Raw genomic sequence first — 24,529 nt, 5'->3', positions numbered from 1 at the left:
CATGCAGGCTGTCTTATATACGCTCATCCCGCTCGCAGCCGTGATTTTCGGCGCGCTTGTGGCACTATGGCGCAGGCCAGGTCCTGCGCTCGTCAGCGCCACTCAGCACTTTGCTGCTGGCGTGGTCTTTGCGGCCGCCGCCGTCGAAATCCTGCCGCAGATCAAGCACGACGCCTCGCCCGTGGCCACCCTGATTGGCGGGGCACTGGGGGTGGGCGTCATGCTTGCAATCAAGGCGCTGGAGGAACGGGCATCTGGCCCTTTCGCTATGTTGAGTGCCACCGGTATAGACATCTTCATCGACGGTCTTGTCCTCGGCCTTGCCTTCATTGCGGGCGCAAAGGCCGGCGTCCTCCTCACCATAGCACTTACGCTCGAAGTGCTGTTTCTGGGGCTTTCGGTAACCTCGGAATTGCAGGAAAGCCGAATGTCTCGGGGCAGGACCCTGCTAATCGCCATCGGGCTAGGCTTGCTGCTGCCTGTGGGGACTTTCATGGCGACGCCAGTCGCGGAGCTTCCACCCATCATCATCACAGGCTTTCTCAGCTTCGGTCTGATGGCCTTACTCTACCTTGTGACCGAAGAACTCCTGGTCGAGGCCCACGAGAAGCCAGACACCCCCCTCATATCGTCGATGTTTTTCGTCGGATTTCTCGGCCTTCTAGTTCTGGAGGAATTGATGTGATGACCCATGTGCCAAAAGGACTGGATATGAACCGCAACATTCTCAGGATAGCGGCCGGGGTGAGCGCACTGGCGTTTGTTTGTGGCTGTGCAATGGGACCGGAACTCAGCGTGCCCGTCACCAGGACTTCAAGTGACCGCTACACGCTGCAATGGGCGCACGCCTATCAAGGCAAACGCGGAATTGAAATTTGGGGCCTGGTCCGCCGTCGCGGCAATGGAGCCAGAAGCAACCATATCCATGTTGAAGCCCTTGGGACCACGGGCCTTCTCCTTGGGAAGGCCGATTCTTCAATGCCCATGATGGGCGTGCGTCACCGCTCAGGAAGCTTTGGTGCCCGCCTTCAGGTTGCCGATGTCAGCGACGTCGCCAGGATCACCGTTGAGGTAAAAGCAAGACCCGACATTTAGGCCACTTGGGAGCACTCCTCCACGCAGTTGAATCGCGGCAAACATTTGCGCGGTCACCCTTCCGATAGTCTGCCAATCCACTTTTGCCGAAGCATCAATAGAGCGGCGCAGAAATCAGCGGGCAGCAATTACAAATGCGCAACGGGAGCCAGCAGCTTTTGGTCCCGCGCCTGCGCAATGACGCGCCTGACGCCCTCGGGTGACCACGATAATCCCCCGCGCGGAGTTGGCTCCCGCAGGTCTCGCGACAGCCAAGACGCGATCTCCCGAAGCGTGGAATCGGGGTGGGTGTTAAGGCGATCAGCAACCAGCCGTGCTACGCGGGTATCAGGCGGCAAGCGGGGCGCCGCTTCAAGGATGGAGGGATCCGCGTAACCGGCACGAACCAGGTTCCGGCAGGCCTTCGAGAGCGTGCGCTCGCTAAACGAGCGGACAGGAGGTGTGATTGCGCGGACCTGCCGCAGGACCAGGGCCCAGGGAAGATGCGGCCGGAGCCGCTCCACAGTCGGCAACCAGCGATGTCTCTCGTCGATAAGTTCGTTGAGATGGCGCTGATTGTGGCTGAATTTGATCTCCGCGATTGCTGCAGGATCGCGCATCCGCATCTTCGGGTTGCCGGGTTTGGCACCTCTTGCCACGGCAGCCTTGATCCCCGCTCGTGTTCGTTCCCGTATGAGCGCCCGCTCGAATTCCGCGAACGCGCCCAACATCTGGGTCATCAGCATGCCCTGCGCACTCGAGGTGTCGATTGGATCGTTGATCGAGCGGAAGTAAGCGCCCTTGGCTCGCAATGCCTCGACAATCTCCAGCAGGTGGGCAAGCGAGCGCGCAAGGCGATCGATGCGGACGACCAGCAGGGTATCGCCCGATCCAACTCGCTGCAGCGCGCGGGCCAAGTTTGGCCTCTCCTTGCTGGCACCGCTCGCCTTGTCTTCAAAGATCATCGAGCAGCCCTGCCCGCGCAACGCATCCTGCTGTGCCGAGGTGTCCTGCTCCTCCGTGGAAACGCGGGCGTAACCAATCAGGGCCATTTTTCACATATCATAGAATGCCTGCAAATGAACGGTTGCCCCCGTTAGATATAAACTTTTCGGGTTTATGGCTAGAGCCCATGAACGGGGAAGTTCTGCGGGTTTTGAGCTTGCGTGAGCGAATGGAGACCAAAGAAAGTAGAGCCCGTGAAGGGCCGTTATCGGACAGTGACAGGCACCCCAAACAGCCGTCAAAGCTAAGTATACTTTTTCAGCCGTTCCTATATTATTGGGGTCATGGCCTCCTCCCCTCCCCCGTGGCAACTGGTCCTCGCGCGGCTCGAGGGGGCGCTGCCGTTTCTCGGCGCGGAGGTAGGAGAAGGGTTGGCGCTGGCCTCATTGCGGCGGTTGTGGCGGGTGCATGTTCGTGACTTTCCTCAGGAAAACCAAGGCCCTGAGCACAATCCCGGGCCAGAAGCGGCCGAGCTGACCCGCTCGTGGTACGCCGAGGAGCGGCGGGATTTTCTCTCGTGGATCGGGAGGCGCGGCCCCCCTCCCCTCGCCCGGGCCGCGCGGCTCGCGCTCGCCGCCAAGGGCGCGACCGAGAGCTTCTCCAGCGCATTCGAGCCGGCCGACCGAGCACTCGAACGGCTCGATGCCCTGCTGCCGGCGCGCGATCCGTTGGCGACGCTGGAAGAGTGGCTCGAGCAGCTGCGCGAAGACGAGATCGATTTCCTCGAGCTCGGCAGCGAGGAGGTGATGATCGAAGGCAAGGTGTTCCAGCGTTTCGCGGCGCGCGGCAGCGCCTGGGCGGCCTCGCTCGCCGCGGCGATGCGGCCGCATGTGTTCGGGCTCGGTGCCGCGCCGCTGGCGCTGGCCGGGCTTGCCCCGCGCAGCTTGTTCCGCGCTGAACCTGAAAGGCCCCTCCCCGCGCTGCTGGCCGAGGCGATCGGCGCTGCGGCCGCCGACGTAGCAACCGACCTCGCGGCGGTGCGCACTGCGCTCGCGCTCGGGGACGAACGCTTGGCCGGGCTCTACGCCTCGTCGCAGGCACCCGCGGTGTGGCAGCTGATTAGCGGGTTAGGCCCCCTCACCCGCGCCGAACTCGCCCGCGCACTCGGTGTGACCCGCCGCACCGCCTCACAGGCCGCTACGGCGCTCGACAAGGCCGATCTGGCGCTATTGCGCCCCGGTGACCATGCCCTGGCCCCCAAAACGCCTCCCAGGGCCTCCTGAGGCGCCCTACGGCGCCAATAAAACCTCGCGGTAGGGCACGCCAATGCGTTTGGGGGCACTGGCTCTACGGCGCAGCAATTGGCGGGCAAAGTGGGCGGCCGCGTTCTCGTCGGCAAACGAGATCGCCCTCCCCTGCCCCTTTGTCCCGATGCGGCCCCAGGCGAACTCGACGATTGAGGCCCCGAACAGATCACGGCTCAGCGCGACGGTGTAGCGCCGGGCGACGTTGCGCTCCGCACAAACCGCTTCGAGCCAGATGAAACTCCCGTGGGTCAGGCTATCCATGCGCACATGAATGCCGCAGCGGGATTGCTGCGATCCAACGGGAATTTTGAATCAGTCGAGTCCGACTGATTCACGCAGGCGATTTGTTGCTGTCCCCACCGCGGAGATGGCAAACTTAGGTCCAGTATTGATCCAAAACTGCGCGCACCGCCTCTTCCGCTTCTTGGCGGGTCGCTCCCCCTTTGCTCAGCAGAGTGAGGCGAATGCCTTTGCGATCAGCCCCCTCAATCCGAAGCACCGGCTTGCCACTCGCGCTCGCAACCGTTTCAGCCTTTCCTGACTTTTTGGGGGATCCTGACTTCTTGGGGGGGTCAACAGCCAAGGACAGTGCTTTGATCACATCAATTACCGGCATCGACTGTCCGGTTGCCTCGCGCTCTTCCGCCAGGCGCGCAGCCTCGCGGAAGGCACGTTCCCTGCGTTCCTCTGGTTTCAAAAGAGCTTTGAGAGCGATCGCGTTGCGAATGCCGAGCTCCTGCGGATCGGCAAAGGCCCTGGTCAGTTCTTCTGGAAGGCGGGCAAGATCAAGATATCGCGTGAGCCAGCTTTCCGACACCTTCAAGCGCTCGGCCATCGTTTTCTGGCGGCCGTCATAATAGGCTGTTAGCGCGCGCAGATAGTCCCTCGCCCTTTCAAGGTCCGTAAGATCGTCCCTGGCGCGGTTCTCGATGTCGGCCAGGCGGAACGCCTCTTCGTCTCCGATCTCTCGTACATCGACGAGGAATTTGAAGTCAGGGTAGTTATGAGACCTGAGCCAGCTGATCGACCAATGCCGCCGCGCGCCGCAGATAACCTCGAAGTCGTACTCTTCATCACCGGATAGGCGGCGAACAATAGCGGGGATTTCCTGCCGGCCTTGGGCCTTGATGCTTTCAATGAGATCCGAACACCGTTCTTCGTTCAGCAGGGCGTAGTCGCGATTATGGCCCGCCCACATCCGGCATCTGGCAGGATCCACAAGTTCATGGGTCCGATTTACAATCGCTCCGGACGCTAAGTCAGCCAGGCGGTTCGACCGCCCGGTAAGCACATTCGATGCAATACTCGATCGGCGGGGAGCCGCTGCAGCGTCCGTCAGGTCGATTCCTGCCGCCAAATCAGCCGCAAAACCGCTGTTTTTCTTACTCATGCGACCCTCCCGTCAGCTGAATTGCACGCATGCAATTTTTCGGACCGGCGCGATTTCCGCGGCAAATTGCACGCGTGCAATTCCCGGTTTTCATGCCAACGCCTCCTGGCGAAGGCGCTTGTGATGACTAGGCCACATCGATCGGATATCGACTTCGATCTCAGCGTTCACGCCATCAAGATAGTTCAGGCACCGATTACGCACAGCCGAGCTCGTAGCAGGGCCATCGAGCTCATAGACCGTCATTAATCGCGCAGTTGCATTATCGATCTCGGCAGAATCCTTGAGTGGCGTTCGGACCATTGTATGCCCGAACAGCGTCCGCATCAGCTGTATCAGCTCCTTTTGCATCGACTTATTCTCGTCGACCTTTGACGCAACGAAGCGGAGAAAATTCAGCTCCGGCGCGAGACCACGGTCGGCAAGCTGCTCGATGGTCTCGTCCAACATCGAGAGGAATGCTGCCGTCGATGAGAAATCCATGACGGTTGGCGGCACCGGTACCACCAGCGAATTCGCCGCGCGCAGCACCGAGAGCGAGATCGCGCCCAGGGCCGGCGGAGGATCCATCACGATAACGTCAAAACGATCCGAGATGCTTTCGATGCCCTCCTTCAATCGGTCGAGAAGGGAGGCATTGCCTTGGGCCATCCGCGCAGCGAGTTCGTACTCGGAATTGAACAGACGGAGGTTTGCCGGGATCAGCTCCAACCCGTCGAAATGTGTTTTGCGGAGTGCGTAGTCGAGGGACGAACGTTCGCCTTCGCGAAGGAACGGGTATAGGGTGTCATCCTCAGTCAGATCGAGATCAGGGACGTAGCCGAAAAGCGTTGTTGCTGATGCCTGGCTGTCGCAGTCTACCAGAGCGACGCGGTACCCTCGAATGGCGAGATACTGGGCCAAATGCACCGCGACAGTGGACTTGCCAACGCCGCCCTTGAAGTTCTGGACCGCGACGACACAGCATGGATCGTCCGGCGTCCGATAAGGCCTCGTCCCGAAGACCCCGCGCATATCGTTCAGTTGAGCCAGCGTGTATCGCTCGCGCCGGTTGTTGTCGGTCCTTGCAGGCTCGGGAAGCCGACCGTCTTTCTCGGCGTCGCGAATTGCAGCTGGGGTTCTACCCACGAGCTCCGCAGCCTTGCCGATCGTGAAGGTCGGTTCGCGGCGATCATCAGATCGGGCGCTCCGGGCAGAATCCCGCAGCTTTTCGAGCACCGACGAGGTCCGACTGGCTAACGTCGCGACCGACACCAGGCGTTCCGCTTCCTCAATCTGAAGTCCGTTTGACACATGCCCACCTTTCGCAACTGAGCGGGTGCTACACTCACTTGCGCTTTTGGGTCAAGAAATTCGGAAATTTCGAAAGTGAAAGCATCAGAAAGGGGTCATATTGCGCCTAGCGGGCTCTAACCTGACTCGGTGGGGGATGCCAAAATTGCACGCGTGCAATTTCATCTCATTGCGGTCGGCCGCGACGATTAACCCACCCTTCGCAAAACCCCTTCCACGCAGCGGCCAGCTTTGCCCCACGGAGCTTTTCCAGTCTCTCACCCAACTGAGCGCGAAAGCCATCCGCCATCATATCCACATCCCAACCACCGCCATACTGCCGGCCGATCGAGAGGAACTCGGACTCGTGTTCACCATAACGCAGCGAACCCCTCGGAAAGGTGACCTCTGCGGGCTTACTGCGTGCAACTGCCTTGCGCGGTGCCGGAATAGCCCCCTGCCCCACGGAGATGCTTTCAACTGACCCCTCCCGGCGCGCTTGGCGGCCAGCGGAATGGCGATCCAGTTCATCGACAGTCTCGATAACCTCGGGCGCACCCTTTGGCTCAAACCGGAACTCAAGTTCGGTAACGGTTCTGCCTTGTCGTATCTCGCGCCACTCGACGCGGAAGTGCGCCAATTGGTCGATCTCCGACTTGGCCTTTTCGAGGACCTTTCTGCGAAGCTGAGCGAAGTCGGTGTAGACCTCTGGAGGAATACCAAGAGCTGCTCGAAGCGCCTGCATATCGCCCCGCCAAGTCGCCTGACGACGATGCAATCGAAGAGCTCCCAGTTCGTACAGTTTGAGCGCATAATTCGACCGGAAGCCGAGCACTGCCTGCCGATTGAGTACGGCGTAAGTCTCTGATGCCTGGATCAGCTTGCGCGCATCAGGCGTGAACTCCCACTCGATCCACCCTGCTTCGCCGCCTTCTTCCTCCGTTTCCTCGCGAGACCGGGAGATTAATGAGAACAGCAGCGTCGCCTTTTTCCCACGCCAGGACTTGTCATCAACCGCGAAGAGCGTTCGGTGCAATTCCTGGAGCATGTCGGTGATCCGCTCATTGCCCTTATGCCCGCGGCGGATGTCTGCTTTGCGGATGCGGTGTGGCCGATCTTCCCAAGCATCTCCTCCCGCAGTTAAGATCATCAGGGCGAGTAGCCGAGACGCCGTAAGACTGAGCGATTCACCTTTGACGAACTTGATTTCGATGATGCTACCCGGCTTCGCGAACTCATCTCCGCCTTTCGCCTTCAGAGCTGCAGCAACGCGCATGGCTCGGCCAGGAGTAACTTCCTCCACTGCCTCATCAGTAGCTTCGGCTATTTGGCCAGCTTCACTTTCCATGCCATATTTCGTTCAGAGCGTGATTCTCGGAGCCTGCTTGCTGCCTGACCTGACCTCTTTCGTCAAGTCAGGTCAGGATAGTTAGGCGAGGACCACCCCCAAAAGGTCAGGATAGAATGGCTGCCGAACGCATGACAAAGCCACGAAATCCAGCGAGTCGGCATACCCCCGGTTGAAATCGGAAATTCGCCTTGATTTCGACCTCTTCGCGATTCAGATACTCGCGTCGTAAGAGTATGGAACGCAAGCTCCGCTGGCACCCCCAAGGGGTCAGGATGGCCCCAACCGGTCAGGTGAGTTCCCCCGACGGGTCAGGCTGCACCCCCCACCAGGTCAGGCAAACTCCCCCGTCTGGTCAGCTAATTGGTCGTAAGAGCTTGGAAATACTACGGTTCTAGCTCCCTGAATCTGAATCCTTAGAATCAAGAATCCTTCCGCTGCAAGCAGCGGCGTTGATAAAATGATTTTTGAAGGATCAGATGCCGATTCGCGTCTTCGAAATGGAGGCCCATTCGGAGAGCACGGAACACGCAATCAGCTACAGGGGAGGGGAGTAGGGCTGAGCTGGGTGATTATGCCCTTTGTCAGCAATCATCCCACGTCAGGTCTCCGCGCACTCGTCGCCCGTCTCGGTGGCAAGTGGTCAGGCAACACCGCGATGTGTCGTTGCCCGTCCCATGCAGACCGAACCCCCTCACTTGCAATCAGGCAAGGCGATCGCGGCATCCTCGTGACATGCCACGCCGGTTGCGATGCGACCGATGTTCTCCGTGCGCTACGCAGTCTCGCCGACCTGCCAAGCATCGGACCTGCCGAGACATTAGGTCGACAGGCTCGCCAGCCATCGGCCCATCTCGCCATATGGCAGGCAGGGCGGCCAATCGAGGGCACCTTGGCCGAACGGTATGTCCGGGAGATCCGCAACATCTGGGCTCCGCTTGACGACCTGCGCTATCATCCGCGTTGTCCGAGAGGTCAGGGAAGGCTGGTCGAATTTGAGCCCGCTTTGCTCGTCGCGATGCGTAAAGCGGGCGAGATCGCCGCAATTCAGCGGATTTTCCTCGATCCAGTGAGCGCTGGCTACTCCGACAAACTCGTACTCGGACGCGCGATCGGCGCGGCCTGGACGAACGGGCCGCCCGGCAAAACGATTGGCCTGTGCGAAGGCTTCGAAACCTCAGCGGCATACACTTCGCTTACCGGCATCCAGGCATGGGCCAGCATGGGCGCCAAGCGCTTCCACCAAGTCGAGCTTCCGACAAGCGTCGAGCGGGTGATCCTGCTCGCAGACAACGACCAGGAAGGCCGTCGGGCAGAAGCGAGAGCACGTGAAGCTTTGGTACGACCCGGCCTCGCCATCGACACGGAATGGCCACCGGGTGCCATGAATGACTGGGCGCAGCTCCTGAAGCGATGAGGGGAGGGGGGCTGCAGGGGATGTGCCGCCGGTCGGCAGCAGACCTCACATATCTCCCGGAGACCTCCATGACCGCTACGATCTCACGCAGCAGCGCCATTCTCGGCGCTGCGCGCACTCTTGCCGCCAAGCTGCTGCTCGCCATTCCCATCGATCGGGCCGCGCTCACCCTGGCCATGACCGAAAGCGCGGGCGCCAGCGATGCGGCCGGCGCCTGGACTCAGCGTGAAAGCTTCGAGGCGCTCGAAGTGGCTCTGGCCATGGCAATTCCGGAACTTGTAAGCCGGATGGACGCTGGTGATGCGATCAGCACGTTAGAGGCACTTGCGCGGGAATTGCCGACCCACACGGTGCGCAGCGAAGAGCAGATCGCGTTCCAGCAATTCTCGACGCCGCCAGCGCTGGCTTGCCTTGCCGTCCATATGGCGCGCCTCGGCATCGACGACGTCTTCCTGGAGCCGAGCGCAGGCACCGGGATCATCGCTTCGCTGGCGAAGGGCACGGTCAAGCAGTGCCTGCTCAACGAACTTGAAGAGACCCGCTCTGTCCTTCTCGAAGGTCTGTTCCCGGGCGCAGCCGTCTACCGCCACGACGGGGCCAAGATCGCTGCGCTGCTTGCTGGCACCGAGCGGCCGAGCGTGATCGTGATGAACCCGCCGTTCTCTATCTCGCAGTCACGCGGCGAGGACCAGAATACCGCGGCTAGGCACCTGCGTGCCGCGCTCGACCACTTGCTGCCCGGCGGCCGTGTGGTGGCAATCATGCCCGACTGGTTCGCCCCGTCGGCGCAGGAAGGCGAAGTGTTCCGCCGCACCCTCGAAGGCGCACGCGTCGTGCTGTCGCTTAGGCTCGATAAAGGCGGTTATGCCAAGCACGGCACCGGCATCGCCGTGCGCTTGCTGGTGATCGACAAGGTGCCGGGCGATATCTCGGTCTCTACGATCAACCGAGCCTCGGTCAGCGAACTCTTCGCAGCGATCGGCCAAGTTCCGTCACGCGCAGCCCTGCGCGAAACTGCGACGGCAGCAGCAACACGCCCCAAACTCAGCCTGTTCCGATCAGTGAAGAGCGGCCCGGCTAGGCCGGTGATCGTGCGCGCGCCGCAGACTAACGAGGTCCGCCCGGTCGCCTACCAGGTTCTCGATGAGGCTGCGGCGATGGGCGAGCAGCGCGGTGTCTACGCCGACTATCGCCCGTCGCGCGTGGTCATTCCCGAAGCGGGCGAACATCCGACCCACCTCGTTGAATCCGCCGCCATGGCGTCGATCGCAGCGCCGAAGCCCCACTACGTTCCGTGCCTGCCCGAACGCACGGTCACCGCCCGGCTGCTCTCGGCGGCCCAACTCGAGACTGTGATCTACGCCGGCGAAGCCTGGAGCCGCGACCTCCATGGCCGGTTTACCCAGACTGAGGGCGCAGTGGCGCTCAAGGAAGATCCCGAGGGTCAGCTTTACCGCACAGGGTTCTTCCTCGGCGACGGCACCGGGGCGGGGAAGGGTAGGCAGGCGGCGGCCTGCATCCTCGACCAGTGGCTCAAGGGCAATCGCCGCCACATCTGGATTTCGAAGAACGCACCGCTGCTCGAAGACGCCCAGCGCGATTGGACGGCGATCGGCGGGCTGCCGTCGGACATCATCGACCTTGCACGTTGGAAGATCGGCGAGGAGATCACCGCGCCGGAAGGCATCCTGTTCGTCCCCTACGGGACGCTGCGCTCGGCCCGGGTCGAGGATACCCGGCTCGACCAGATCGTGCGCTGGGCCGGTCCAGACTTTGAGGGCGTGATCGTGTTCGACGAGGCCCATGAAATGGGCGGCGTTGCGGGAGGGGAAGGGGCGACCAGGCAGGCAGCGGGCGGCCAGAAGCAGGGCTCGCTCCAGGGGATTGCCGGGGTGCTGCTGCAGAACACCCTGCCGCGCGCCCGGGTGCTTTACGCCTCGGCCACGGGAGCATCGGACGTCAACAACCTCGCCTATGCGGTGCGGCTTGGACTTTGGGGTCCCGGCACGGCCTTTGCGAACCGCGAGCAGTTCATCTCGGAAATCCGCGACGGCGGCATTGCGGCTATGGAACTGGTCGCACGCGATCTCAAGGCCTCGGGGCTCTATCTTGCCCGCGCACTCAGCTTCGCGGGAATCGAGTACGACATCCTGCGCCACGACCTCAGCCACGACCAGATCGCGATCTACGACACCTATTGCGAAGCCTGGACGATCATCCACCAGAACCTCGAGGCAGCGCTCGAATTGACCGGCGTGGTTGATGGTCTCGAGAACCGTACCCTCAACAGCGGCGCCAAGGCAGCCGCGCGCAGCCGGTTCGAGGGAACCAAGCAACGTTTCTTCGCGCAGGTGCTGCTCTCGCTGAAGTTGCCGTCGATCTACCCGGCGATCGACGAGCACCTCGCCCAGGATGAAAGCGTGGTGGTCCAGCTCGTCAGCACGGCAGAATCGATCCTCAATCGGCGGCTCAATGAGCTCGATCCTGAGGAGCGTGAGGCGCTGGAACTGGACCTGTCGCCGAGGGAGGCGATCGTGGACTACCTCACCCGGGCCTTCCCGACCCGCCAGATGGAAGAATACGTCGATGACCTCGGAGACGTTCGCTCACGGCCGATGTGGGACCAAGCCGGCAACCCCGTTCACAACCCGCAGGCCGAGGCTGCGCGTGAGCAGCTGATCGAGCATATCTGCGCCATGCCGCCGATCCCGACCGCACTCGACGCCCTGCTCGAGCATTACGGGGTCAGCGCCGTTGCCGAGGTCACCGGGCGGTCCAAGCGCCTGGTCCGCGACGGCTCTGGCCAGCAGCGCCTCGAAAGCCGTTCCCCGCGCACCAACCTTGCAGAAACCACCGCGTTCATGACCGGCGCCAAGCGCATCCTGGTGTTCTCCGATGCCGGCGGCACAGGCCGCAGCTACCATGCGAGCCTGGACGCCAAGAACCAGCAACGCCGGGTCCATTTCCTGCTCGAGCCGGGCTGGCGCGCCGACCGCGCAATCCAGGGGTTGGGGCGAACGCATCGCACCCACCAGGCCTGTCCGCCGCTGTTTCGTCCCGTCACCACCGACTGCAAGGGCGAGGCGCGGTTCACCAGCACGATCGCGCGGCGGCTCGATGCACTTGGCGCGCTCACCCGCGGCCAGCGCCAGACCGGCGGGCAGGGGATGTTCGATGCCTCGGACAACCTTGAGAGCGCCTATGCCAAGCACGCGCTGCACGACTGGTATGGGCTGCTGGCGACCGGAAAGCTCAAGAGCACCTCGCTCAAGGAATTCCAGGCCATGAGCGGGCTGGAGCTGACCGATCAGAACGGGATCCTGCGCGAGGACCTGCCGCCGATCCAGCGCTGGCTCAATCGCATCCTGGCGATGAAGATCGCGGTGCAGAATGCGGTGTTCGACGAGTTCCTGACCCTTGTCGAAACCCGGGTCTCGGCAGCCAAGGAAGCCGGGACCTTCGATATCGGCGTCGAGACCGTCTCAGCCGAGACCTGCGAGGTCCTGTCGGACACGGTGATCCGCACCGATCCGGTGACGGGGGCCACCTCGCACCTCTTGGAACTGTCGCTGACCCAGCGGCGCAAGCTGCTCACGCTCGAACGGGTGCTGAAGATCGCGAGCTACGAGGACAAGCCGCTGTTCCTGCGCAACGCCAAGTCGGGGAAGGTTGCACTCGCGATCCCAGCACCCTCGCATATGGACGAGGAGGGCGAACTCATCCGCCGGTTCGAACTCGTCCGCCCGCTGCGGAGCGAATACATTCTCGCGGCCAGGCTGGACGAGACCGCCTGGGAGCCAGTGTCCAAGGCCGAGTTCGCTGCGCTGTGGGAAGCGGAATACGCCGCCGACGAGAACCAGCTGGTGACCGAGACCGTGTTCCTCGCCACAGGGCTGCTGCTGCCCATCTGGGGCGCGCTTCCCAAGGAGGACCTGACGGTCAATCGCATCGTCGACAAGACCGGCACGTCCTGGCTCGGTCGGCACGTCCATGATCTCTATGTCGATGTGACGCTCGAAAAGCTTGGCGTCTCACGCAAGGCGCAGACCGACCCGACGAAGATCGCCCAAGCCATTCTTGGTGGGGGCACGTGGAAAGCGCCGCATCCGCTCAACTTCACTGTCCGCACGTCACGCGTGAACGGGTCGCGGCGGATCGAGATCGTCGGTGCTGAAGCGGCGCGCATCCCGGAACTCAAGGGGCTCGGCTGCTTCACCGAGATCATCGCCTACAAGACCCGCGTGTTCATTCCGACCGACAAGGCCGAGGGCATTCTGCAGGCGATGACCGGCCAGCCTGTCACACCTGATTGATGGTTGGGCCGGTGCCGGCTGCGGAATCGAGGATCAGGTGATAGCGTGCGTACCTGAGCGTTCCTGTCTGACCCATGGCGCCGAGCGCGACCAGTTCCTGAAGATCGCGGGTCGCGGTCGCACGTGAGGTGTCGGCGATCGTAATGTAGTTGGCCGCACTGAGCCCGCCCTTGAAGCCTTCGATCCCCTCGCGGAACATGCGCGCGACGACTTTCTCCTGCCGCGCGTTGAGCTTGCCCCGATACCGGTCGTGGAACCGCGTCTTCTCGAGCAGGAAGTCGATCAGCGCCAGGCTGTGGGTCTGTGCTTCGAGGACGGTTTCGGCCCAATAGGCGAGCCAGTCCGAGATCTCGTTTGCCTTGTTCGCCGCTTCGAGCGCGTCGTAATAGGCCGAGCGCCGTCGCTGGATGGTCTGCGACAACGCGATCAGGCTTGGCTGACCGATTGCCTGCGACAGCGCTTTTTCCGCAATCGCACGCCCGATGCGGCCGTTGCCGTCCTCGAATGGATGGATCGTCACGAAGTAGAGATGCGCAAGGCCCGATCGGGTGAGGCCAGGAAGCGGGGTTTTGCCGCCCGGGCCGGTGGCCTCGAACCATTCGAGGAACCGCGCCATTTCCATTGCCATCTCGCGCGACGGCGGCGCCTCGAAATGCACGGTGGGCTTGTGCAACGCGCCCGAGACGACCTGCATCGCGTCTTCGTGCTCGCGGTAACGGCCAACGACGTCGATGTCCCTGCGGCCACTCAAAACCAGGCGATGCCAGTCGCCCAATACCTCTTCGGTCAGCGGTGCAGCGAAATCCCGGTAAAGCGCCATCATCATTTCCGCGATGCCGCGTTCGGCGGGCGGAATCCGGCGAGCCTCGGTTTCGAGACCGAACTCGCGGCGCAGCGATGACTGGACGCTGTCGCGATTGAGCAGTTCGCCTTCAATCTGCGAAGTCTTCATCGCTTCGTCGGTCATCACGTCGAGCACCACGCTGGTGCGGTCCTCGTCACCGAGGTGTTTCACCACCCCGATCATCACCCCGGACTGTTGCAGGAAACGGGCCTCAAGCGCGGCCAATGCTTCGCTGTTCCAGCGAAAATTGGGCCAGTCCGGCTGCTGCCAGTTCCATTTCATGAGGCATTGATCCTGCTTCTATAACTCACCCAATAGCTCATTATGAGGCATAAGGCCAGTTTCTATGCCTCATGGGCTTTCGATCAGGGGAAATCCTGTCGCACGGACCGACCCGTGCCGTTCCTGAAATGTCGAGGGCCTGAAGTGTCGAAGGGGAGGGGGGCTGGAAGGGGTGAGCCGATGGGCTCGGTCAATCCAGCTTTGAGGAGCACCCCCAATGAACGACATCGAGATGATCCCGCTTGGCAAGCTGCGCTTGTCCGGGGCCAATGTGCGCAAGAACGACAGCAACCTCTTCATCGAGGAACTCGCCGCCAACATCGAGGCCAAGGGCCTCCTCCAGAACCTGATCGTAGCTCCGGCCAAAAAGCGGGGCATGTTCGACGTGACTGCCGGTGGTCGCCGCCTGCGCGCGCTGAACTTCTTGGCTAGCGCGGGCAAGCTCCCCAAGGATCATCCCGTCGCCTGCCGCGTGCTCGACATCGATGCCGCCGAGCAGTCCGAGCTCTCGCTCATCGAGAACGTCATCCGCCTCGACATGACCCCGACCGACGAGATCCGGGCGTACAAGCACTTCGTCAATGAGGGCAGTGACCTCGATGCCATCGCCAAGCGGTTCGGCCGCACCCGCCGGTTCATCGAAGGCCGGTTGCGCCTCGCCGATCTTGCCGATCCGATCTTCGCCGCGCTCGAGGAAGGCAAGATCACGCTCGACGTCGCCAAGGCCTATGCGACGACGCCCAATCACGACCGCCAGATGCTGGTGTGGAACGAGCTCTCGAACTCCTGGCAGGGCAACCAGGCCGATTCCATCCGCCGGATGATCACCCACAGCGCGGTGCGCTCGTCCTCGCCGATGGCGAAGCTCGCGAGCGAGGCCGATTACCTTGCGGCCGGCGGCCGGATCGAGCGCGACCTCTTCACCGAAGATGGCGGCGAGACCTGGATCGACGCCGAGATCGCCCAGCGCATTGCCGGCGAGAAGCTCCAGGCCTTTGCGACCCAGGTCGCCGAGACCTCGGGCTACGCCTGGGTGCGGCCGATCCTCGAGACCCGTGTCACTTACAGCGCGACAGAAGACCTCCACCAGGTCCACCTCGAACCCGCACCGCTGACCGAGGAAGAGCAGGCTGAAGCCGACCACCTCATGGAGACGATCTCGGCGCTCGAAGGCGAGAGCGAAACGCTCGATGAGGACGACGAAGCGGCTGCTGCCGAGTTCCAGGAACGCTGGGACGCCGCGACCAATGCCTGCGATGCGCTTCACGACAAGCCGCCGGTGATCCCCGAAGAGATGAAGGCGAATGTCGGCTGCTTCGTGGTCATCGGCCCCGACGGCGAGCCGGTCGTTGCAAGCGGGCTCTACAGCGACAAGCCGCTCGAGAAGCGCAAATCGCGCGGGGCTGCCGATGCGCCGGGCGGTGCGGAGAGTGGGGCAGGGGAGGGCGCAGGCGCCACTTCGGCACCCAAGCCGCTGTCGCAGAAGCTGGTCGAGGAACTGGCCGTCCAGCGCCGCGACATTCTCGCGATCAACCTCGCCTCGAACCCGGCGATCGCGCTCGATTACCTGATCTTCGCCATCGCGGATTCGCGCGCGCTCTACAGTGCGCAGGCACTCGGCACCACGCTGCGCGCGCCGTCACCTTCGCTCTATCTCGCCAATTACCCGGACAGCCCGGCGCACACCCTGATGGCCGACATGCGCGAGACGCTCGATCTCTCATGGACCGAGCATCGCCACACGGTTGACCGGTTCGCCGCGTTCAGCGCGCTCGACGACGATGCCAAGGCGAGCTGGCTTGCCTGGTGCATGGCCAAGACGCTCGAAGCGAGCATGGGGATCGACAAGAAGGCCGGCCAGTCCGGCCCCGAGCCGATCGACCTCCATGATCATCTCGCCGCGCTGATGGGCATCAACGTCGCCAGTCACTGGCGGCCGACCTCGGCCAACTACTTCGACCGAGTGAGCAAGCAGACGCTGCTCGCCCACGTCAGCGAGGTCGGCGGGCCGACCATGGCGGCCAGTTTCATGGGCTCGAAGAAGGGTGACCTTTCGGCATCCTGCGAGAAGCTGTTCGCTGGCGAGACCATTGTGGCGCCCGAGGTCAAGGAAGCGGCACTCGCCTGGGTGCCCGAAGCCATGCGGTTCCGGGAGATTGCAGCCAGCGGGGCCGAGGACGAGCAGGTGCCGACCGATGCTGGGGTCGAAGCAGAGCCCGAAGGCGAGGCCGACGATGACGACGTTGGCGAGGCGATGGAGTCCGGCGCGGAACTGCCCGCCGATGCTGCCGAACCCGTCGACGCTTGAACCATCCCACTACCGCCACGCAGCCGCAGGCCGTTCGTGCCTGCGGCTGCACCGCGACGCATCCAGGACATGTTGCATGACTGCTCTCACCAAATTGCGCGCCCGGGTCTCACCCGAGGCCATTTCCAAGGTGACCCGTATCTTTAACGGAACCCTCGACGACATCTTCAACGAGCTCTTCCAGAACGCGCGCCGCGCCGGCGCAACGCGGGTTGCCGTGAGCGCCGAACACCTCGAGGACGCCTGCCTGATCACTGTCGTCGATGACGGCGCCGGCATTGCCGATCCGGTCGATCTCGTCTCGCTCGGGCAATCCGATTGGCCCGGGGAGTGCCGCGCCCGCGAAGATCCCGCCGGCATGGGCTTCTTCAGCCTGGCCGGGCTCGATACTGTGGTCAGTTCCACCAGTGCGGCGGGCGCGTTCACGTTGGCGATCGCAGGCGATGCCTGGACCGGCGAGGCCGACATCGATGTGCTCCCCCGGGATGGGCCGCGCGGCACGACAATCGCCTTTCACTTTCCACCCGGGCCCGACGGCAAGCTCGAGCGCACGATCGAAGCGGCGGCGCGCTTCTTCCCCTTGCCAGTGACCTACAACGGCAAGGATCTCGCTCGAGCCGATTTCCTCGCCGATGCCTACCGGGTCATCGAGCAGGACGGCTACCGGATCGGGGTGTTCCGCGACCGGCATTCGCCGCACGTCGCCACGCTCAATTTCCACGGGGTCACGCTCAAGCACGCGTTTCCGGTGATCAAGGAGGTTCACCACACCCAGTGGAGCGTCCAGGTCGATATCGCCGACGCGCCGGACCTTGTGCTCGTCCTGCCCGCCCGCAAGGAAGTGTACCGCAACGCCGCCCTCGACCACCTTGTCGCGCTGTGCCGCCGGGCTATCTTCTCGGTCATCTACGCCGAGCCGCTGCACCGGCTGAGCTTCGAGAACTGGCTCGAGGCGCGGTTCTACTGCGAGGATTTTCCGCCAGCGGCCCGGCAACTGCCGCTATGGTGGCCGACGCTGGCCCGAGACGATTACCGCGAAGTACCGCGCTTCGCCGAACTCGAGCCGGGCGCGGCGATCTACGACGACACGGACTCGTTCGATGCCGTGACCTTCGGCCGCGCCCTGCGCCGCTCCGCTGCCGATGAACCGCACAAATTGGCTGGCCCGGAACCGCTGGCCTTCTACGAGCCGATCACCAAGTTCATCGGCTACCCTTGGTACGACGCGATCCGGTGTTTCGTGCGCACCGGCGAATGCTTCACGCATGATGGCGCCGCGCCTGCGGATGGCGATGAGGCACTGACCCTACGGCCCGACGCCATCCGGCTCGAACTCACCGATCAGCATGGTCGCCGCCTCGACATCGAGACCGACTTCGCCATCCAGGAAAACGACGATAGCTGGGGCGATCCCGACAACGCTCGGATCGCGTTGACTCAGAATTCGGAATTGAGCCCGGACGATCTCACCGACCTCATCATCGATGCGGTGTTCTCGCCCTCGGACGATTCCGATGCCGACAGCTACGACACCCAGGAAACCCGCTTCCGGCACGACGCGGCCGTAAGCGCCCATGCTATCCTGGAAGGCGAGGACGCCGCGATCCTGGCCGGCATCCGCATGGCATTCGCCGACCGGATCGCCTGGCGCATTCCGCATGGCCGGACGCTGAGCCTCACCTGGTCGCGGGAAGGCTCACACCTCCAGCTTGTCGATGCCGGGGAGGGCCAAAGCCAATGACCCGCCATCCCAAACCCGACGTTGCCCAGGTCATCACCGACCTGATCCTCGAAAAGATCGCCGCCGGCACCGCGCCGTGGCTCAAGCCGTGGTCGGCGACCAGCACCCGCCCCCTGCGCCACAACGGGATCAGCTATTCGGGGATCAACACCTTCTACCTCTGGGCCGTTGCCGAAAGCCGTGGATACACCAGCGCCTACTGGATGACCTTCCGGCAGGCGCTCGAACTTGGTGGTCACGTTCGCAAGGGTGAGTGCGGCTCGTTCAGCGTGTTCTACTCCTCGGCCCGCAAGACCGACACCGATCGCCTGACCGGCGAGGCCACCGAGAAGACGATCCGGTTCATGAAGTGGAACCACGTCTTCAATACCTCGCAAATCGATGGGCTGCCCGGGCACTACTACCCCGAGCCTCCCGACCCGACGGCGATCGGCAAGCTGTCGGCCGGGGTGCGCGACTTTCTCGAGGCGATCCCGATCCGCGTCGTCCATGGCGGCGACAGCGCGCACTATTCGCCCGGGACCGATACGGTCACCCTGCCGGCCCCTTCCGCGTTCCACTCGATCGAGGCATATTTCTCGACCCGCTGCCATGAACTCGGCCACGCCACCGGTGCAACCAAGCGACTCAACCGCCAGTTCGGCAAGCGCTTCGGCGATGACGCCTATGCCTTCGAGGAAATCGTTGCCTTATCTGGACAGTCTGCACCGTGCCTGACGCTCCATTGAACGGTATGTTCTTGGCACAACGCAGGGGGTCATCAGGCCGGATGAAGCGCTATCCATAAGCTGGCGTAGTCCGGCCTGATGGCCACCGTCCCGCAGGCGCGCAACGTGCGCGATCTGGAGTCGGGAGGGGGTCCGGGGGAGGGACTGGCAAGCTGTGGATACTTCAGAGACGCTGATCGTCATTCAGGAACGCCGGGCAGCGGATGGCCTGGACTCCTACATCCCGGTAATCTTGCGAGGTGGAGAGATCTACGATCCAGACCTCGACCGCTACTTCCTCGATCTGCCGTTGAACGGGGCGCGTTCGCGCCATTCGCTGCGCGCCCACGGTTATGATGTCCTGGTCTGGGTTCGCTTCCTCGCCTCCGCGCGCGGCAAGTCTGTCTGGCAAGCCGATACCGATGATGTCGGTGCGTATCATCAGGCACGTCGGCGTAGTGACGCTGAGTTCCGGGTTTCGGCGTCGACGTGGAACCGGGCGGTTGCCTCGCTCGACAAGCTTTATCGATGGGCCGAGCGGGAAGGCCTGATCGAGCGCACACCATTTACCCACCGTCAGGTCTGGCGAAGTTCGCACGGAGGGCGTCGAGCGGCCGTCACGGGCCGCAACGACGCCTATGAACGCGCGGCCCGTCGGTCCGATGTCCGCTTCATCGATCTCACCGATTACCGCGCCTTCCGCGAGGTCGGCCTGCGTGGCCTGACCGTAGAGGGAACCGAGCGTCCTGGAGCACGTGACCGCAATGGCGCGCGCAATGCGCTGTTCGCCGATCTGCTGGTCACCACCGGCCTGCGCCTGGAAGAGGCATCCCACCTGCTCGCTGCCGAGATTCCGGTTGGCGATGCCCGCGCAGAACGGCAGCGGCGGGTCGAACTTCCGGCGGCACTCACCAAGGGGGACAGGGGGCGTGGCATATTGCTGCCGCGCCGTTTGTTGCCGATGTTTGACGCCTATATCGCCGTGGAGCGAGCCGCAGCCGTCGCCAAGTTCGCAAGGCGCCGTGGCTGGGAAGCCATCGACCGCCCGATCTTCATACACCGCCCCTCATTCGGGCCGCGCGCATTGCAGCTGGTTGGCGGTGGCACGATGGACATGGAGGTCGTCACACCGGATGAACGCGCAAGGCTTGTTATTTGCGCTGACGATGGCACGCCCTGCGAAGCAGCGGTGCTCTGGCTGACCGAGGTCGGGCATCCCGTGCTTCCCAACTCGTGGGAAGCGATCTTCGCGCGGGCGAGCCGCCGCTCCATGGATGCCGGCATCCCCGTCCGGGTCAGCCCCCATCAGCTCAGGCATTCGTTCGCGGTCCACATGCTGGCCATGCTGATCCAGCGCCGCCTTGCCGAGGCGGCAGCACCGGTGGGCGCCATGGAAGGTTATCGCCAGTTGGTCGGCGATCCGCTTCAGCAGGTCCAGCGATTGCTCGGCCATTCAAGCCTCGCCACGACCTCGATCTATCTCGATCACCTCGCCAAGCGCGCCGATACCGTCGATGCTGCGGTCGAAGAGCTGTTGGCACTCGTACCGGGCTATCTTCCATCATGACCGCTGCTCCACGCAAAGGGCGCAAGGTCAGTTTCGAGGCCGCCGCGACTGCGCCCGAGGCCGATCCATGGTCGCAGATCAGCACGCTGCGCTTCATGATCGATCCGCCATACGGCGGCGAGTTGCTCGTGGATTTCACCAGCTTGCGGCCACGAGGCCTGGCTCTTGCCTTTGCACGGGGCCTGTTCATGCTGGTTGCTCCGCGCGGCCCCATCTTGGTGCGTTCGTCGATCAAGACATACGTGACGCAGTTACCGAGCTTCTTTGCCTACCTTGCCGGGACAGGCGAACGGATCAACGGCCCGGCAGACCTTCGCGCCGACCATATCGACGGGTTCGAGCGATGGCTCGCCGCCCAGGGCAAGTCGCGGACACACGCGCCGACCTATGTCGCCAAGGTCGTCTCCGTCCTTCGCCGCATTGCGGCCGATAGCCCTGCGCTTGTCGAACCTGGCTTGCGGGAACGGCTGCGCTATGTCAGCTCGCACCCCCACGTTCGCCCGCGTCCACGCGATGCCTATAGCCCCTACGTCGCTCGCCAACTCCGCGATGCGGCACGCGCCGATCTTGTTGCGATCGAGGCGCGCTTGCGGTCGGGGCCGCGTTTCGACGAGGTGCCGGAGATCGAAGGCGCTTACCGCCAAGCCCACGCTGCCATCGAAGCGCGCGGCGTGCTGCACCACCGTGATCCCGCATGTCAGAGCCTGTATAAGCTGCGGTGGATCCGCGAACTGAGCGGCGCAAGGTTCAACCTGAGCCTCCATGCTGCTCACTACCTTACCGCACACGACGTCGTGCCGCTTCTCGTTCTGCTCTCGCTGGAGACGGGGCTTGAGCTGGAGTGCTGCAAGTCGCTCACCATCGACTGCCTGCGCAATGCTTCGGGCGGTACCGTCGATATCGCCTATACCAAGCTTCGTGCCCACGGTGCCGAGCACAAGACCATCCGGGTCCGTGATGGCGGTTCATCGACACCGGGCGGCCTGATCCGGCGGATCATCGCACTCTCCGCCAAGGCCAGGGTGCATAATTCCAGCGACAACCTCTGGGTCTATTATCAGACCAACGAGATCACCGCCGGTATCCGCCATCCACGCATGACGATCGACGCCTGGACGCTGCGTCACGGCATTGTCGATGATGCCGGCAGCCCGCTCTATCTGCGCCTCTCGCAACTACGCAAGACCCACAAGGCCCTGTGGTACCTCAAGACCGAAGGGCACATGGCCCGCTTCGCCGTTGGCCATACCGTCGAGATCGCGGCACGGCACTACGCCGATATTCCGGCACTCAGACCGCTGCACGAGCAGACCGTGGCGGACGCCCTCGAAGAAGCGCTGACCGGTCCAAGGATACTTCCTCCTCCCGACGAGGAGCGTCTGCGCGGCGAGTTGGCGAGCCCCGCTCCGGAAGATGAAGGCGTCTCGCGCGCACTTCTCGACGGCGAACAGGACGTCTGGCTCGCCAGCTGCGGCAACTTCTATTCCAGTCCCTTTGCATCCGCCGGTACCGCGTGCCCCACGCCGTTCTGGGGTTGCCTCGATTGTCGCAACGCGGTCATCACCGCGCGCAAGCTGCCCGCCGTCCTCGCATTCCTCTCCTTCGTCGACGATCAGCGAGCCGGTTTGAGCGCGGCCGAGTGGGCAGCCAAGTTCGGCCATGCCCGTGACCGCATCGTTCGGCAGATACTGCCCGCCTTCGGCGACGATGTGGTGGCAAGGGCCCGGGCGCAGGTCACGACCGAACCTCCCACGGTTTACCTGCCGCCCGAGGCCCGTGCATGACCGCTCTCCAGCTTCTGGCGGAGGCGCGCGATGACCGAGATGTCCTCCCGGTGCTCCTGTCCGCACCGCTGCGGCCCGGCTTCGATCGCGCACATATCTCGCGATATGGCGATCCAGTCTGGGATCTGGCTCCCGGCGTCTTTCGCGACAACGCCCGGCGCTGCCATGTCACGGTACATTTCGACGGCATCGAAGACCCATCCATCGCCGGCGCCCTGCGCCAGATTCTCCATGCACGGCTCAATGTCGATCTGCCCGGCCACCGTTCACGGCTTGAGCCGGCAGGGCTGCGCGGCGAGGCCAACCGGATCTTGCGCTTTTTTGACTTCGTGAAGACCGAACTGGGTCGTTTCGATCTCGGCCGGGTCGATCAGACCTTGGCCGATCGCTATGCCCGCTCTTTGCGCCTTGCCGGGCTGCGTCCGGTTGCCGCGGCAGCGCTGCTGCGGATAATCTTCGATCTGCACGAGTTGCGGCACCACCTGACGACCGCACGCCTATCCTTTGAGCCATGGCCCGGGCGCAGCCCGTTTTCCGTGGCGGGAGCAAAGCATATCGCCGGAGAGAACCGGACGCCACGCATTCCGGAAGCGATCATGACGCCGCTGCTCGCCTGGTCGCTGCGCTATGTGACCTATCATGCAGGAGATATCCTTGCCGCACGTGCCGAACTCGATCGCCTCGAAGCAACGCGTGACCGTCTGGTTGCCGCTGAGGCAGATCTTGATCACGCGGATCGACGGTCGCGGCAACGCCAACGCCTCAACACCCATATAGCCGCCTTGCGGCGGCAAGGGCGCGGGATTCCGATCTGGACCACCCCACACAACGGCACAACGCGGATCGATCCGCAAACCGGCGAAGTCACGCCGCCGATCAACTATCATCTGATCCACCTTCACGCCGGCATCGACGCGCAGGCCGAACCTGCCATGCACCTTGGCCTGAGCACCGGGGCGCCGGACCTCATCGCCGCTGCCATCGCAGAACTCGGCACCGAGATCGGCGGGATGGATACGCCCATTTCGGCCGATCCCGATACTGGCCTGCCCTGGCGCACCCGTTTCGATGCCAAGGTCCTGGCTCTCGAAGAGGTCATGCTGCAGTCGGCAGCCTACGTCGTTTGTGCCTATCTGTCAGGCATGCGGGACAGCGAGATCCAGGCGATGGAGCGGGGATGCCTGTCCATCACCAGAGCAGAAGACGGTGCGATCTTGCGGCATCGCATCAAGTCCACCGCTTACAAGGGCAAGCGCGGCGGCGGCGAGGAGACCGAGTGGGTCACTATCGCACCTGTTGCCGAAGCCATCGCCGTCCTCGAACGGCTTTCCGCGCGGGCGGGGCAAGCGCGCGGGACAACGACCTTGTGGCCGGTTCTCGCGCTCCGGGCCAACACCAAGACGCACGTTTCTGCCGAGATCGTCCGGCAACTCAACCGGTTTCGCGATCATCTCAACGACCGGTTCGGAACGGCGCAGGCACCGATCATTCCTGCCGGCCCCAATGGCGCGCCCTGGCGTCTGACCACACGCCAGTTTCGCCGGACCATCGCCTGGCACATCGCCAACCGGCCCTTTGGGACGATTGCCGGTATGATCCAGTACAAGCACGCCAGCGTTGCGGCGTTCGAAGGCTATGCCGGCAGCAGCCGGTCCGGATTTCGGGGAGAGATCGAAGCCCAGCGCGCGCTTGGCCAGATCGACGATATCCTCGTCTACTTCGACGAGCGGCAAGGTGGTGCGCGCCTTGGCGGACCTGCCGCGAACAGGATCCGAGCCGCACTCGATACTGTTGGCCACGAGTTGGCGCCGCTACCCTCCATGATTGCCGACCGGCCACGCCTGCGCACGATGCTCGGCAGTCTCGCGCGGACATTGCATGTCGGCCCGCTGGCCGATTGCTTCTTTGATCCGGCAACTGCCCTGTGCCTCAACCGCATTTCGGAACCGGGTGCGACCGGACCAATGATCGCCATGTGCGAGCCGGTCCGCTGCCCCAATGCCTGTATTGCCGAACGGCATCGCCCGGCCTGGCAGTGCGGAGTTGACGAGGCGCGGCTGTTGCTGCGCGAGAAGCGGCTTCCAGAACCGCAACGGGTGACGCTTCAGGCCGAGGTGGCAAGGATAGAAGGGATCCTGTCGCAGATCGGTCCCGAAGCGAAGTAAGGCTGATAATCCCCCGCAAGCGTCCAGGGGAAGCCGTCCTGGTCTTGCGGCGTCGACATTCCAGC

Annotated in this window: 17 protein-coding genes; 11 read left to right on the top strand and 6 right to left on the bottom strand. The window is 63.4% G+C overall.

Annotated features, from left to right (window positions below; translation table 11 throughout):
• Position 1: 1 nt before the first annotated feature.
• Both AC3WLD_RS16370 and AC3WLD_RS16365 read left to right on the top strand, forming a co-directional pair.
• Positions 2-685 carry a ZIP family metal transporter gene (locus tag AC3WLD_RS16370; protein ID WP_492558064.1) on the top strand — a complete coding sequence of 228 codons (684 nt, stop codon included), beginning with the start codon at positions 2-4 and terminating at the stop codon, positions 683-685.
• Complete coding sequence (locus tag AC3WLD_RS16365; protein WP_492558040.1) at positions 685-1,095, top strand: hypothetical protein; 411 nt, start codon at positions 685-687, stop codon at positions 1,093-1,095. Before AC3WLD_RS16370 ends, AC3WLD_RS16365 begins: the two co-directional genes overlap by 1 nt.
• Before the next feature lie 128 nt (positions 1,096-1,223).
• Here the strand turns inward: AC3WLD_RS16365 and AC3WLD_RS16360 are convergent, their stop codons facing one another.
• Positions 1,224-2,126, bottom strand: coding sequence for a recombinase family protein (locus AC3WLD_RS16360; protein WP_492558039.1), 903 nt, complete (start codon positions 2,124-2,126; stop codon positions 1,224-1,226).
• A 324-nt stretch (positions 2,127-2,450) separates the two neighbouring features.
• Here AC3WLD_RS16360 and AC3WLD_RS16355 point away from each other — a divergent pair, with 324 nt between their 5' ends.
• Positions 2,451-3,302 (top strand): hypothetical protein, encoded by an 852-nt coding sequence (locus tag AC3WLD_RS16355; protein WP_492558038.1) that lies wholly within the window; start codon positions 2,451-2,453, stop codon positions 3,300-3,302.
• A 6-nt stretch (positions 3,303-3,308) separates the two neighbouring features.
• Here AC3WLD_RS16355 and AC3WLD_RS16350 read toward each other — a convergent pair whose 3' ends face one another.
• From AC3WLD_RS16350 to AC3WLD_RS16335, 4 genes are all read right to left on the bottom strand, one after another.
• Complete coding sequence (locus AC3WLD_RS16350) at positions 3,309-3,587, bottom strand: WGR domain-containing protein (protein ID WP_492558037.1); 279 nt, start codon at positions 3,585-3,587, stop codon at positions 3,309-3,311.
• A gap of 115 nt (positions 3,588-3,702) precedes the next feature.
• Entirely contained in the window at positions 3,703-4,716 is a 1,014-nt protein-coding gene (locus tag AC3WLD_RS16345) for a ParB/RepB/Spo0J family partition protein (RefSeq protein WP_492558036.1), read from the bottom strand.
• Positions 4,717-4,806: 90 nt separating this feature from the next.
• Positions 4,807-6,009, bottom strand: a complete 1,203-nt coding sequence (locus tag AC3WLD_RS16340; protein WP_492558035.1) for an AAA family ATPase — start codon at positions 6,007-6,009, stop codon at positions 4,807-4,809.
• Between the two features lie 166 nt (positions 6,010-6,175).
• Positions 6,176-7,336 carry a replication initiation protein gene (locus tag AC3WLD_RS16335; RefSeq protein WP_492558034.1) on the bottom strand — a complete coding sequence of 387 codons (1,161 nt, stop codon included), beginning with the start codon at positions 7,334-7,336 and terminating at the stop codon, positions 6,176-6,178.
• An 892-nt stretch (positions 7,337-8,228) separates the two neighbouring features.
• Between AC3WLD_RS16335 and AC3WLD_RS16330 the strand changes: the two genes are divergently transcribed.
• A complete protein-coding gene (locus AC3WLD_RS16330) occupies positions 8,229-8,753 on the top strand; it encodes a DUF7146 domain-containing protein (protein WP_492558033.1) in 525 nt (174 codons plus the stop codon).
• Positions 8,754-8,821: 68 nt separating this feature from the next.
• Complete coding sequence (locus AC3WLD_RS16325) at positions 8,822-13,066, top strand: strawberry notch-like NTP hydrolase domain-containing protein (RefSeq protein WP_492558032.1); 4,245 nt, start codon at positions 8,822-8,824, stop codon at positions 13,064-13,066.
• Here the strand turns inward: AC3WLD_RS16325 and AC3WLD_RS16320 are convergent.
• On the bottom strand, positions 13,053-14,192 hold the full coding sequence (locus tag AC3WLD_RS16320) for a Fic family protein (protein WP_492558031.1): 1,140 nt from the start codon (positions 14,190-14,192) through the stop codon (positions 13,053-13,055). The genes AC3WLD_RS16325 and AC3WLD_RS16320 overlap by 14 nt on opposite strands.
• Before the next feature lie 217 nt (positions 14,193-14,409).
• Here AC3WLD_RS16320 and AC3WLD_RS16315 point away from each other — a divergent pair, with 217 nt between their 5' ends.
• The 6 genes from AC3WLD_RS16315 (at position 14,410) to AC3WLD_RS16290 (ending at position 24,464) form a co-directional block, all read left to right on the top strand.
• Positions 14,410-16,500: a ParB/RepB/Spo0J family partition protein gene (locus AC3WLD_RS16315; RefSeq protein ID WP_492558030.1), complete on the top strand. Its 2,091-nt coding sequence runs from the start codon at positions 14,410-14,412 to the stop codon at positions 16,498-16,500.
• A gap of 130 nt (positions 16,501-16,630) precedes the next feature.
• A complete protein-coding gene (locus tag AC3WLD_RS16310; protein ID WP_492558029.1) occupies positions 16,631-18,241 on the top strand; it encodes an ATP-binding protein in 1,611 nt (536 codons plus the stop codon).
• Entirely contained in the window at positions 18,238-18,969 is a 732-nt protein-coding gene (locus AC3WLD_RS16305; RefSeq protein ID WP_492558028.1) for an ArdC family protein, read from the top strand. The genes AC3WLD_RS16310 and AC3WLD_RS16305 overlap by 4 nt, the downstream gene beginning before the upstream one ends.
• Positions 18,970-19,123: 154 nt before the next feature.
• Positions 19,124-20,515, top strand: coding sequence for a tyrosine-type recombinase/integrase (locus AC3WLD_RS16300; RefSeq protein ID WP_492558027.1), 1,392 nt, complete (start codon positions 19,124-19,126; stop codon positions 20,513-20,515).
• Entirely contained in the window at positions 20,512-22,299 is a 1,788-nt protein-coding gene (locus tag AC3WLD_RS16295) for a site-specific integrase (protein ID WP_492558026.1), read from the top strand. Before AC3WLD_RS16300 ends, AC3WLD_RS16295 begins: the two co-directional genes overlap by 4 nt.
• Positions 22,296-24,464 (top strand): site-specific integrase, encoded by a 2,169-nt coding sequence (locus AC3WLD_RS16290; RefSeq protein WP_492558025.1) that lies wholly within the window; start codon positions 22,296-22,298, stop codon positions 24,462-24,464. Before AC3WLD_RS16295 ends, AC3WLD_RS16290 begins: the two co-directional genes overlap by 4 nt.
• The last annotated feature ends 65 nt before the right edge of the window (positions 24,465-24,529 follow it).

It is taken from the genome of Novosphingobium sp. FW305-C-111, from assembly GCF_058783565.1.
Note: the sequence above shows the minus strand (reverse complement) of the source record. Positions and strands in the feature narration are given on the sequence as shown.

What these genes read in the sequence shown, in the direction of transcription:
- AC3WLD_RS16315 (WP_492558030.1), top strand. Translation starts at nt 14,410, where the DNA reads ATGAACGACATCGAGATGATCCCGCTTGGCAAGCTGCGCTTGTCCGGG.
- AC3WLD_RS16305 (WP_492558028.1), top strand. Translation starts at nt 18,238, where the DNA reads ATGACCCGCCATCCCAAACCCGACGTTGCCCAGGTCATCACCGACCTG.
- AC3WLD_RS16345 (WP_492558036.1), bottom strand. Translation starts at nt 4,716, where the DNA reads ATGAGTAAGAAAAACAGCGGTTTTGCGGCTGATTTGGCGGCAGGAATC.
- AC3WLD_RS16335 (WP_492558034.1), bottom strand. Translation starts at nt 7,336, where the DNA reads ATGGAAAGTGAAGCTGGCCAAATAGCCGAAGCTACTGATGAGGCAGTG.
- AC3WLD_RS16290 (WP_492558025.1), top strand. Translation starts at nt 22,296, where the DNA reads ATGACCGCTCTCCAGCTTCTGGCGGAGGCGCGCGATGACCGAGATGTC.
- AC3WLD_RS16370 (WP_492558064.1), top strand. Translation starts at nt 2, where the DNA reads ATGCAGGCTGTCTTATATACGCTCATCCCGCTCGCAGCCGTGATTTTC.
- AC3WLD_RS16360 (WP_492558039.1), bottom strand. Translation starts at nt 2,126, where the DNA reads ATGGCCCTGATTGGTTACGCCCGCGTTTCCACGGAGGAGCAGGACACC.
- AC3WLD_RS16325 (WP_492558032.1), top strand. Translation starts at nt 8,822, where the DNA reads ATGACCGCTACGATCTCACGCAGCAGCGCCATTCTCGGCGCTGCGCGC.
- AC3WLD_RS16365 (WP_492558040.1), top strand. Translation starts at nt 685, where the DNA reads ATGACCCATGTGCCAAAAGGACTGGATATGAACCGCAACATTCTCAGG.
- AC3WLD_RS16350 (WP_492558037.1), bottom strand. Translation starts at nt 3,587, where the DNA reads ATGGATAGCCTGACCCACGGGAGTTTCATCTGGCTCGAAGCGGTTTGT.
- AC3WLD_RS16320 (WP_492558031.1), bottom strand. Translation starts at nt 14,192, where the DNA reads ATGAAATGGAACTGGCAGCAGCCGGACTGGCCCAATTTTCGCTGGAAC.
- AC3WLD_RS16295 (WP_492558026.1), top strand. Translation starts at nt 20,512, where the DNA reads ATGACCGCTGCTCCACGCAAAGGGCGCAAGGTCAGTTTCGAGGCCGCC.